This window comes from Magnetococcales bacterium (assembly GCA_015228935.1).
Taxonomy (GTDB): domain Bacteria; phylum Pseudomonadota; class Magnetococcia; order Magnetococcales; family DC0425bin3; genus HA3dbin3.
Window position 1 is genome coordinate 15,448 of record JADGCO010000057.1, and the last position, 10,819, is coordinate 26,266.

10 protein-coding genes and 1 pseudogene are annotated in these 10,819 nt (G+C 53.7%); 6 read left to right on the forward strand and 5 right to left on the reverse strand.

Annotation, left to right across the window (positions count from 1 at the left end; translation table 11 throughout):
- Positions 1 to 211: 211 nt before the first annotated feature.
- From HQL65_13490 to HQL65_13510, 5 genes are all read left to right on the forward strand, one after another.
- A complete protein-coding gene (locus HQL65_13490) occupies positions 212 to 502 on the forward strand; it encodes a hypothetical protein (GenBank protein ID MBF0137246.1) in 291 nt (96 codons plus the stop codon).
- Between the two features lie 58 nt (positions 503 to 560).
- Entirely contained in the window at positions 561 to 1,160 is a 600-nt protein-coding gene (locus HQL65_13495; protein ID MBF0137247.1) for a DUF2062 domain-containing protein, read from the forward strand.
- 96 nt (positions 1,161 to 1,256) lie between these two features.
- Positions 1,257 to 2,024 carry a 6-phosphogluconolactonase gene (pgl, locus tag HQL65_13500; GenBank protein MBF0137248.1) on the forward strand — a complete coding sequence of 256 codons (768 nt, stop codon included), beginning with the start codon at positions 1,257 to 1,259 and terminating at the stop codon, positions 2,022 to 2,024.
- An 89-nt stretch (positions 2,025 to 2,113) separates the two neighbouring features.
- A complete protein-coding gene (locus tag HQL65_13505; protein ID MBF0137249.1) occupies positions 2,114 to 2,980 on the forward strand; it encodes an OmpA family protein in 867 nt (288 codons plus the stop codon).
- Positions 2,981 to 3,066: 86 nt separating this feature from the next.
- Positions 3,067 to 4,269, forward strand: a complete 1,203-nt coding sequence (locus tag HQL65_13510; GenBank protein ID MBF0137250.1) for a Fic family protein — start codon at positions 3,067 to 3,069, stop codon at positions 4,267 to 4,269.
- A gap of 31 nt (positions 4,270 to 4,300) precedes the next feature.
- On the opposite strand, the gene HQL65_13515 is transcribed toward HQL65_13510, so the two are convergent.
- The 5 genes and pseudogenes from HQL65_13515 to HQL65_13535 form a co-directional block, all read right to left on the reverse strand.
- Entirely contained in the window at positions 4,301 to 5,362 is a 1,062-nt protein-coding gene (locus HQL65_13515) for an FAD:protein FMN transferase (GenBank protein ID MBF0137251.1), read from the reverse strand.
- Positions 5,363 to 5,365: 3 nt separating this feature from the next.
- Positions 5,366 to 6,109 (reverse strand): 16S rRNA (uracil(1498)-N(3))-methyltransferase, encoded by a 744-nt coding sequence (locus HQL65_13520; protein MBF0137252.1) that lies wholly within the window; start codon positions 6,107 to 6,109, stop codon positions 5,366 to 5,368.
- Positions 6,110 to 6,177: 68 nt separating this feature from the next.
- Positions 6,178 to 6,875: pseudogene (locus HQL65_13525) on the reverse strand (DUF4351 domain-containing protein).
- 517 nt (positions 6,876 to 7,392) lie between these two features.
- Complete coding sequence (locus tag HQL65_13530; GenBank protein MBF0137253.1) at positions 7,393 to 8,031, reverse strand: FRG domain-containing protein; 639 nt, start codon at positions 8,029 to 8,031, stop codon at positions 7,393 to 7,395.
- A gap of 119 nt (positions 8,032 to 8,150) precedes the next feature.
- On the reverse strand, positions 8,151 to 10,208 hold the full coding sequence (locus HQL65_13535) for a tetratricopeptide repeat protein (protein ID MBF0137254.1): 2,058 nt from the start codon (positions 10,206 to 10,208) through the stop codon (positions 8,151 to 8,153).
- Positions 10,209 to 10,372: 164 nt separating this feature from the next.
- On the opposite strand from HQL65_13535, the gene HQL65_13540 reads away from it, so the two are divergent.
- A complete protein-coding gene (locus HQL65_13540; GenBank protein ID MBF0137255.1) occupies positions 10,373 to 10,714 on the forward strand; it encodes a 4a-hydroxytetrahydrobiopterin dehydratase in 342 nt (113 codons plus the stop codon).
- The last annotated feature ends 105 nt before the right edge of the window (positions 10,715 to 10,819 follow it).

A 10,819-nucleotide genomic window follows, 5' to 3' on the forward strand; every position in this document is an offset into this window, starting at 1 on the left:
CCGCCGGCAATGCCCAGGGACCAACCAAGCCGCCAGTAGCCTCGTTGCCTGCCGGTCAGGCTTCGAAACAAACCGGAACAACCAGACTCCCCGAAAAGGGTGTCCAATCCCAACCAGGAACCGGTGCAGCCACACCCACACAACCATACTGAAATAACGAAATCAACCATGTCAAAATGACGGAATTTGCCTGGATGTACCTGGGTGAGTCATGACCATGTCAATGAAAAACAGGATGTTTTTATTGGGAACAGGGATGCTGTTTGGTTCCATGTCATGTGCCCTTGCCACCAATCAGGATCTCCCTTCCGACGATGAACTGGCCAAGGCCTGCCTTGAGTTGGCCGCAGAAAATTCTGTCCCGGCTGCCGAGAGACCACGCTACATGACCCAATGCGTACAGGATTTGCAGATGTCCCTGCAAATGGAAGAGGCAGGCGGTATACAAGAACCTGTTGGCATGCCGGCCAATGTGCCGGATACCCCGGCGACCAGACGTTGAATTTTTGCGCCCGTTTCCGGTGCAGCCTGTAGAGACAATGCGCTTTTGGAGATGGTGTGTGCTTTTGACCCGCCGGCCCAAACAAGCAGGTCGTAGTAACAGACAAAGGCGCTCCGACTTTCTTTGGCGTTGGGTCGTCGTGCAGACAAAGCGCCATCTGATTCGGTACATGCTGCGCAGCCGGCATCCCCCGGGATATTCAGCCAGGGCCGCTTTTGTCGGTTTGTTTGTCAATTTTACCCCGACGGTCGGCTTTCAGGTACCATTGGTGGTTGGCATCTGGAGTCTGGCCCGGATTCTGGGCCAAAGATGGCATTTCAACCTGCCCCTGGCCTGTGCCTGGACCTTGTTGACCAATCTGGCCACCATGGGACCGCTCTATTATCTTTTTCTGCGCACGGGTCGTCTCATGCTGGGACAAACCGAGGCGACCCATGGTTTCGCTTCTTTTGTCGCACAGTTGAATACGACCTCGCCAACCGACCTCGGCTGGCTGGACAGCATGCTCTTTTATTGGCATCTGGTGGTCGATACCTTTGGCCTGCCCCTCCTGATCGGCTCGTTGCCCTGGGCCTTGCTCACCGCTATTCTGGGCTATGTCTGGACCATGCGTTTCATGTCCTATCGGCAAAAACAGCGCCACCTGAAAAACCGGTGACCGGAGCATGAACATATGCATACTGGATCCGCGCAACATAGAACTGCGGGATTGATCAACATCAGGCAAACCACTCCGGCAACTCCCTGACCGACCATGACCCTCCATATCCACCCGGACACCGATGCCACGCTCCGTGCCCTGGCGAAGCATATTGTCATTGCGACCCAGGACGCCCGACACCGGCAGGCTCCCCTGCATGTGGCCATACCGGGAGGAGAAACGCCCAACCGGCTGTTTGCCCTGTTGGCAGAACCGGCCTGGCAGGAACGTATTCCCTGGGATTCTCTCCATCTCCACTGGGGAGACGAACGGTGTGTGGCCATGGATGATCCGCAAAGCAATTATGGTGCGACCCGGCGGTTGCTCCTGGACCGGATACCATTGGCTGCCGACCATATTCACCGTATCCACGGCGAGAGTGCCAACCCGCTGATGGAAGCCGAACGTCATGCCCGGCAATTGGCCGCCCTGCTTCCCGCCGGACCTGAGGGTCTCCCCTGCCTGGATTGGATCATTCTGGGACTTGGCACCGACGGTCACACGGCATCACTCTTTGCCGGCGACCATGCCGAAAGATGGTCGGAAACGGCCCGGTTTTGTCTGGTCTGTCACCATCCGGTCACAGGACAGGCACGCATCTCCCTGAATCTTCCCCTGATCAATGCAGCCAAACGGGTGACCTTTCTGGTAACCGGCAGCGCCAAGGCTCCAACAGTCGCCGCAATTCTGGACCCTTCTGCCCCAAAATCACCTTGGCCAGCCGGGCAGGTGCAACCCCAATCCGGTCGATTGGAGTGGTTTTTGGATCGGGATGCGGCAGCACTTCTCCCGGATGGGGTGTACCTTGACCAACCGGCCTGAATGGAGGATCGTTCAATTTGGTCCATCTGGAATGATGGATTTTTGCGTTTGTTCTTGAATGATTTTTTTTCATTGTCCGGAGTTGCATCATGAAACCATGGGGCCGTGGAGTCATTGCCGGGGCGTGGGTGATTGGAACCTGCTGTGGTGCGACTCACCTGCATGCAGAGACGGAATCTCCCCCTGCCATGCCGCCGCAAAGCATTCAGAATGCAACCATCCCCCCTGTCAAAGTCAAGCCAGACAACCAAAATCTGACAGGTTTGACAGATCGAGATCAGGATGGCATTCCCCTCCACCGGGACCACTGCCCGCAAACACCGCCGGGAGCCGCCATTGACAATCGGGGCTGTGCCGTTGACAGGGATCGGGATGGGGTGTTGGAAAAAGAGGATCTGTGCCCGAATACTCCCTTTGGCGTCACGGTGGATGCCAAAGGGTGCCCACGCGACAGCGATGCGGATGGGGTCATCGACGACCTGGATCGTTGTCCGGAAACGCCCCATGGAATGGTCGTGGACCCGGTGGGCTGCCCCCTCGATAGCGACGGGGATGGTGTTCCGGACTCCCGGGATGCCTGTCCCGGAACCCCGCCCGGTGTGGTGGTCGATGCCCGGGGATGCTGGATGATCCCCAACCTCCATTTTGCCACCGGCTCCTGGGCGATTCCCACCTCCGCACACGGCGTATTGCGCGATGCGGCGGTCCTTCTCAAACGTCATCCCAACCTGCAAGTCACCATCCAGGGACATACCGACCATGTGGGAGGCGATGCCTTCAATCGGGAACTCTCTTTGCAACGGGCCAAAGCCGTCCAGGCGTTTCTTGTGCATGAAGGGGTGGACACGAAACGCCTGACCGTGATCGGACTTGGTCTGACCCAACCCGTGGCCGACAATGATACCCCCGCCGGTCGGGCCAAAAATCGCCGGGTGGTCCTGGATGTCCGGCAATAAATGGCACGGACTGAGGTAAATCCCAGCAGGGTTTGCCAGACCCGGGTTGTCTTGCCCTTGCGGTGAATGCATGTCACAATCACCGCATGATAAGCGGAGAAAAGCATTTTATCTGGCAGTTGGCCGATTGGCCGACGATGCGTTACGATCTCGCGGCACTGATGAGTCCGTTGTGTGCGGTCAGTCGTACTCAGGGGCTGCTGTTGGGCAGACTGGCTGATGTCGGCTTGCCTTTACGCAACCAAGCCAGTCTGGCCGCGTTGACAGAAGATATGGTCAAAACCAGCGAGATCGAGGGGGAACGGCTCAACGTCGATTCGGTGCGTTCCTCCATAGCCCGCCGCCTTGGAGTGGAGGTCGGCGCTTTGGCACCGGTGGACCGGCACGTCGAAGGGGTCGTTGACATGGTCCTCGACGCGACGGTCAACTGCGATGCACCGCTGACACCTGAGCGGCTGTTTGGCTGGCATGCGGCTTTGTTTCCAACCGGTTACAGTGGACTGGCCAGGATTCGTGTCGGAACATGGCGCAACGATGCCTCCGGGCCGATGCAGGTGGTGTCGGGTCCAATCCATCTGCCATGCGTCCATTACGAGGCACCACCGGCGGCGCGACTGGATGCCGAAATTGCCCGCTTTCTGGCATGGGCAAATGCCGATACCCGGGAACCCGCCTTGATCAAGGCCGGTTTGGCCCATTTATGGTTTGTGACGTTGCACCCTTTCGATGACGGCAATGGTCGTATGGCCCGGGCGGTGGGTGATCTTTTCCTGACCCGCGCCGATGGCTGCCCGCAGCGCTTCTACAGCCTGTCAGCACAGATTCAACGTGAACGTCAAGCCTACTATGACATCCTGGAGCAGACCCAGAAAGGCAGGCTCGATGTCACCGACTGGCTGGCGTGGTTCCTGAATGCACTGCTCCAGGCTGTCGAGAGTGCCCAACAAACACTTGACGCTGTTTTGGTGAAAGCGCGTTTCTGGCAATGTTGGGCCGGTACACCGTTGAACGAGAGGCAGGTAAAACTGCTCAACCGCCTGCTTGATGGTTTCCAGGGCAAGCTCACCAGCAACAAATGGGCAACCATAGCCAAATGTTCGTCCGATACGGCCTTGCGCGACATCAACGCACTGATCGCCCTGGGCATGCTGCGCAAGTCAGTCGATGGCGGACGCAGCACGGCCTATGAACTCGTCGATAAGAAATTCCAAAACCCCATGACAAAAAAGAGAATTGATGCCGCAGCACGGCCTGCGAACTCGTCGATGAGAGATACCAAAACCCCATGACAAAAAAAGAGAATTGATTGTGCCGGTCGGGTTACTGCACCTTTTTTTGCGGTGGATCCAGGCGCTGACCGACAAAGCCTGCTGTTTTTTTGTGGGTACCATCTTCCAGAACGAGGTAGGCTTCACAGCCCGGAAATTTTTCGAGCAGGGCCAAACCCGCCTCGGCACCGAGGACAAACAGGGTGGTACTCAGGGCATCGGCCAGGGCGTTGTTCGGGGCCTGTACAGAAACAGCAATGATGCCGGAGCGGGCTGGCCAGCCGGTTTTTGGATCGAGAATGTGGTGGTAACGGATGCCATCCTGAATAAAAAAGCGTTCGTAATCTCCAGAAGTTGCCATGGCCAGGGTGGCATGGGGTTCGACCACGGCCATGACCATGGCAGGTTCCCGGGGATGCTGGATACCGACACGCCAGGAACGGTTGCCTTTGGCACCGGCCATGCGCATATCGCCTCCGGCAGTGATGATGTAGTTGCGCACGCCGGCCCGGTCCAACACCTGTGCCGCCTGATCGATGGCATACCCTTTGGCAATGGCCCCCAGGTCCAAACCTGTACCGGCATGATCCAGACGAATCCGGTATTCGCCCTCGGTATCGCCAGTCAGGGTCAGGCCGCCGGCATGATGTTGTTCAACCAGGGTGTTCAGTTGGGCAATATCCGGCAGGTGTGAGGCCGGATCATCCCGGGAAAAGCCCCACAAACTGGTCAGCGGTTGCAACCCCATGTCGAAAGCACCGTTCGACAAACGGGTAATTTCCAGACCGGTGCGCAACAAACCGGCCAGTTCGGACGGAATGGGTTGCAAAGTACCGCGTGGCCCGGCATTGACGTGTTGTACGGGCGTGGCGTTTTTATGGCTGCTCATGATGGATTCAACCCGGGCCATTTCCCGAAATGCATCACCCACAATCCGGGCCTCCTGCTCGCGCCACTGATCGGGTTGCACAGTCAGTTCCCAGGTGACAATGCTGACCAGGGTTCCCATCTGCATTTGGGTCGTGTTCCGGGTGACCGGTTGCGGTGCTGGTGAACATCCGATCCACAACAATAAAATCAGCAGGCCAGGCAGGCATCGGTGCAACCGCATCATTGATTATCCCATATCGCCCCAAAGTGTCTGGACCATGGTCAGAACCGCCAGGGCAGCGGTTTCCGTGCGCAAAATGCGCGGCCCAAGGCCAACGGCCAAAAATCCGAGCTTTTCCCGGGCAAAGGCAACCTCTTCCGCATCCAACCCCCCTTCCGGACCGGTCAACAGGGTCAGAGGTGAACCATGTGGGGGGGAATCCAGGGACCGCAAGCGCATGCCCTGGCGTTCTTCCTCCCAAAACAGCAAACGCAGACCGACCGGAGTCAACTCTGCCAATCGATCCCAGGAAGTGGGAGGATGGATGTGGGGAACCCGGGTGCGGCCACATTGTTCACTTGCTTCCATGGCAATGCGTTGCCAACGTTCACTCTTGTTGGCACTCTGTCTGGCATCCGGACGGCTCACACTGCGGCGGGTGATCAGGGGAACAATGGTTGCGACTCCCAGTTCCACCCCTTTCTGGATGACCATGTCCATGGCCGCCGGACGGGAAAGACCATGAACCAGGGTGATGGCCAGGGGGGATTCCCGCTCCCCGGTTCGATGCCGCAACAATTGAATGGTAACAGGGGTCACCACAGAGAGTAAAATGCCATCCCACTCCCCCCCGGAACCATCAAACAAACAGACCTCGGCTCCCTGGGGCAACCGCAGAACACGCAATAGATAATGCCCGATCCGGTCGTCCGGTCGATAAAGTTCGGCCTCCGGTCGCAAACCCTCAGCCACGAATAGGCGCGGAACCATCAAAGTATCATAGCCATGTTATTCATGAAAATCATAATCCAGGATGCCATGAGATGCCCCACCTCACATCACACCTTGTCCGACAAGACTCCATCCAGTGACTGGGCATCCAGAACCCGAAGGCTCCACTCTTCCAAAGAAGGAGGCTTGGCCTTGGCAATTTTTTCGTTGGCCCAGGCGGGCAAGTCACCGAAACGGCGTTGCAACTGTCGCGACAGAATTGCAGCTTCACCCTCCTGGCGCCCCTTCTCCAATCCCTTCTTTTCTCCGATCTCCATCCCGATTCGTTCTACACTCGTGATGTAAGGCATTTTTTGGTTCTCCTCAAAGTCAACAATTTTTTGTCTCAATTGCTTGTCAGCCTCTTCCGGCAGATGAAGAACCCAATCGATAAACCGAAACAGATCAATCACCTGCTGCCGATTGAAGCCGCTTTGGTACAAACCGCGAATCAGACGCCACTTGGCTTGAAAGCGATCCTCTGGCGTTCGATACCATCGCGCTGCCATACTTTGACCAATTCGTCCATGCGCCGGTCACCGATTTCCGCTTCGCGGGCAATGCGAGCCAGCTCCTTGTCAAGAAATTCAAATCCCCGTTCCCAATCAATACCCTCATGTGCATCCGGCAGGAAAAAGGCCAGAAAATCCTTGAAATATAATCTTAAAATCTCTTTCCAGGGGGTGTCAAATTCATCATTTTCAAGTTTCTGGTCACTCCTCAGGACGCATCTTTCCTCTGCAAGTTTCTGATCACTCTCCGGCATAAATTTTTCCTCCTTTTATCAATCGCTCGGAAGGGGTCAGACACTCAACTTTTGCTCCAAAAACGGTCAAACCACATTTTTGCAAATATCTTCCTCAATGTCCAACAAAATCAACCCTGCATTACCAAACATCTTTATTTATTATAAAAAACGTGGTCTCTTATGGTTTTTTGGGTAAAACCCAGCAATTTGTGCAGTCTTATGTAAAAGGAGGATGTTGGAGAGCATGATTCAGTGCAAATCAAACTTGATTTATATCGTGAAGCCACGATCATCGTCTCGGCCATCGGGTACGGCATCACTCATTTTCGAAAGCCAGGACGCAAGCCCGTCAAGCCGGACCAACCGGGGTGAGTCATCGTCACCCCAGTTCCTTTTGCCTCGTTTTCGATGGCCTTGATCATCGTTTAAGCCAATCTGTCCTATAGACTCTGGAACCTGTGCAATTTCATGCGCATATCCAAAATAATGCGGACGGGCCGGATGGGCATCACCAGCTTGGTGGCTGAAACAATGATCATGGCCGTCCCGGACTATAATGCCGAGAAAGCCATTTTGCCAAACCATCAAGGCCAGGGAACAACACCCGCTCGTTGACGTTGGCTTGATCCAGTTTATCCCGAATTTCCCATTTCATTTTGGAAGGAATATTAATTTTTCGAAATGCATCTGGAACACAATGCAATAGCCATTCATCAAAAGCAAGAGTGGGATCGGACAACACTGAAAAAAGAGCGTACTGATTGATGATGCGCCCATCTACTGATGGTGGTTCAAAAAAAACGGCAAAAGGAGGATCGGTCTGAAGTCGATCAAAGTTACGCAGGGCTTTGTTCCCCGATCCTGTAACACGCTCCAATGAACCAACAGAAAACACAAAGGATTTATCTCTTATTTTCTGTTTTCTGAATTCTCCAGGAATTGTTTTTATTATTTTCTCGATATCAAAACACCAGACTACACCATCTTCGTGGAACTCCCGAAAATCATCGGTGGCAAAGTGAAGAGCCACCAGGGGAGAAAAAGTCCAATCCAAAAGTCGCGTGGGAAGACTGTGATGCTGTCCCAGAACCAACCACATCCAGTCGGAATAAGTCCGACTGACATCTTCCGACGGCGCATATTTGCGAAAATTTCTTATGATGCGCGGTTCCATTTACCTCCATCGCTCCTCAGCTTCTCCCGGCAGATGAAGCACCCATTTCGATAAGCCGGAACGGATCAAATCCGCTCAACCATCTTCCGGCGATGTCAAACAAAGACGGGTAAATATGGTCAGATCGTCTCAGGTTTTTGCACAAACCGATTCGAACCGACTGCTGCAACCTCCTCCTCCACCATCCGCAGGATGCGCATGGCAAATTCATCGTAGGAGTAGGCCTGGGCAATGGTGGTGGGATCGTTTTTTGGTTCCTGGCGCAGGCAGTCACGCAGACCCACTTTGGATTTGAAAAACAGGATTTCATCATCCCAATGCGGCAATTCGGCATTCACCCGATCATCGAACAAGACTGGAATGCAGCCACAGGCCGATATTTCCGCCAGTCTTTGCGACTTCACCATTTGTTGATGCACGGCCAGGGCATAACGCGCCTGGTTGTAGATGGCGGCCACGGCAGGCCCGTGCGGAACTTCGCCCCGAAAATAAGGGGCAACCACCGGCATATTTTCCCAGCCTTTGCCATATATTTCGACTTCCCAATCCAGTTCCGGTGCCAGTTCGCATAACCATTCAATGGTATGCTTCCGAATCACATGGGTATGAAGGTACATGCTGACGTGCAAAAAGGAAAGCTGCGTCCGGTCAACGAGATTTTGAATATGTGTGCTGGTAATGCTCATTTCCTGCTCGATCATGTCGCCCAGTTCACGCAGAACCAACTCCTCTCCGGGAAGACCTTTCAGAACATTCAGGTATGAACTGCCCATGAAAACCACTTTGCGGCGTTCTTCCCGTGGCTGCATGACACGAAAAAGATTCAAATCGACGCACAGGTCTTGGCGGTGAAGCTGCCGGACACCTGTTTTGCGAATGGCATCGTCAAAATGCGGGTAGGCGGAAAAAACGATGTCACGCTGCCGCCAGGGCAAAGGCTTTTCCTGGTTGATCTCCGGCATCGGATCCTGATACCAGACGATATTGAATACATCAGGATGGAGCCATGTATTGTTTCGGCTGTTGATGTTGATCGTCACATGAGGATTGAAAGTACAATAATTTTTCAGTATATGATGCATAAGTAATAATTCAAGATTGTTTTCCTCAATATCGAAACGCACATCACAACCCAATCGTTCCATGGCAAGGGCCATGTTGCGAGAGGCATGTTGCATGACGGTTGACCAGCGTGAGGTGGAAAGGTAGATGCGCCATGGCTGACCCGGCATGAAATCCGGTTTTATCTGTCTGCCGTCCATTTCCAATTGTTGCAAGGTCTTTCTGCGCAATTGGATGGTGGCACACACGGCCCTGGCAACCACCATGGCCATGCGTACCTGTTGTGGGTCAGTCGGGTTGAAATCGACCGTGGCAGGCAAACGCAGCCTCGATTCCAGAAAAAAATTCGTCACATGATCCATGGGTAGATAAATCAGTGTCTCCAACCCATCTCCAGCGAGAGTCGGGTCGGAATGGTAACAAATCTGTGGTGCAGGAAAGGCATTGAAAATTTTCACTTGCAAACCGGCGCGTGCTGCCGCTCGTGCCTTGTTGCCATCCAGAAAATAGGTATTATTGACCTCATTCTCCGGATTATGCGGCACATTCACCCTGTCCAGGTGGTCCTTCAGGCGCAGATGTATATTGGCAAGGATTTCAAAACCTTGCTGCCGATAGACAAGGGCAATTGACTCATGACACTCGGCCATATCCGGCCTGAATTTCAAAATCCGCTGCAATACGGCAACAGCTTCGTCATGACGGTTGCATTCAGCCAGAATGGCACCGTATTGGTGAAGCCCGTCCACATTATCCGGTTCCAAACGAATCACTTCTCGAAAATGGAACATGGCCACATCGACATTCTTCCGGAATTTGGCAATATCTCCCATGAACAAATGCAAGACAATATTGTCCGGTGCCAGTTGCAAACCCCGGGAAGTCAACTCCTCCGCCCGATCATAAGATTTCATGTTCCATAGAATGTTGGCCAGATAAATCAGCAACTCCAGATTTTCCGGCCAAAGAATCAATGCCTGTTCGAGGATACGACTGGCATCGTCCAACAGACCCGCCTGGACAAGACCGGGCACCCGCTGAAAATTCTGCATGAAATGCTCAAGGGAAAATTTCGGATCCGAATCGATGATATTTTTCTCTTCCTGGATTGTCATGGTCGGAAATTCCTCAGACAGCTCGAAAATGATTCAAACATGTGGTGGAAAAAAAGAACATATGGGTCACTTCCAGAAAATATGGAGACGTTGTTGTTTTTTTTCTTTGCTGGTACCATGATCTGCTTGGTTTCATTTTTTTCAGAAGATACAGGAAACACGCCATGACACCTCTGCATGAACGCCCCTGTCGCCAGTATGAGGGAACAGACCCGGCCCTGGATATTGACCAGGCACGCGCCCTGTTGAAAGAGACGCCGGAGTGGGTTTTAGGCTCCGATGGCCTGGAGATTTCCCGTCTGTACTGGTTCAAGAATTATGAAGAAACCCTTGCTTTTGTCAATGCCGTGGCCCGGATTGCCTTGCAGGAAAATCACCATCCAGAGATGGTGTTTTCCTATGATCGTTGTCGGGTCCGTCTGGCAACAGGAGCGGTGGCGGCCCTGACCGAAAACGATTTCATCTGTGCCGCCAAAATCAACGTCATGATGGGTGAAACATCATGATTTGATTTTTTGTATCTATTCAGAACCCTTGCAAAAAAAGGATTTGATAAAAAAGACTTTGTTGGGGCTCCGCCCCAAACCCCGCCAGGGGGAAGGGCACAGCCC

What these genes read in the sequence shown, in the direction of transcription:
- HQL65_13490 (MBF0137246.1), top strand. Translation starts at nt 212, where the DNA reads ATGACCATGTCAATGAAAAACAGGATGTTTTTATTGGGAACAGGGATG.
- pgl (MBF0137248.1), top strand. Translation starts at nt 1,257, where the DNA reads ATGACCCTCCATATCCACCCGGACACCGATGCCACGCTCCGTGCCCTG.
- HQL65_13505 (MBF0137249.1), top strand. Translation starts at nt 2,114, where the DNA reads ATGAAACCATGGGGCCGTGGAGTCATTGCCGGGGCGTGGGTGATTGGA.
- HQL65_13510 (MBF0137250.1), top strand. Translation starts at nt 3,067, where the DNA reads ATGATAAGCGGAGAAAAGCATTTTATCTGGCAGTTGGCCGATTGGCCG.
- HQL65_13515 (MBF0137251.1), bottom strand. Translation starts at nt 5,362, where the DNA reads ATGATGCGGTTGCACCGATGCCTGCCTGGCCTGCTGATTTTATTGTTG.
- HQL65_13520 (MBF0137252.1), bottom strand. Translation starts at nt 6,109, where the DNA reads ATGGTTCCGCGCCTATTCGTGGCTGAGGGTTTGCGACCGGAGGCCGAA.
- HQL65_13530 (MBF0137253.1), bottom strand. Translation starts at nt 8,031, where the DNA reads ATGGAACCGCGCATCATAAGAAATTTTCGCAAATATGCGCCGTCGGAA.
- HQL65_13535 (MBF0137254.1), bottom strand. Translation starts at nt 10,208, where the DNA reads ATGACAATCCAGGAAGAGAAAAATATCATCGATTCGGATCCGAAATTT.
- HQL65_13540 (MBF0137255.1), top strand. Translation starts at nt 10,373, where the DNA reads ATGACACCTCTGCATGAACGCCCCTGTCGCCAGTATGAGGGAACAGAC.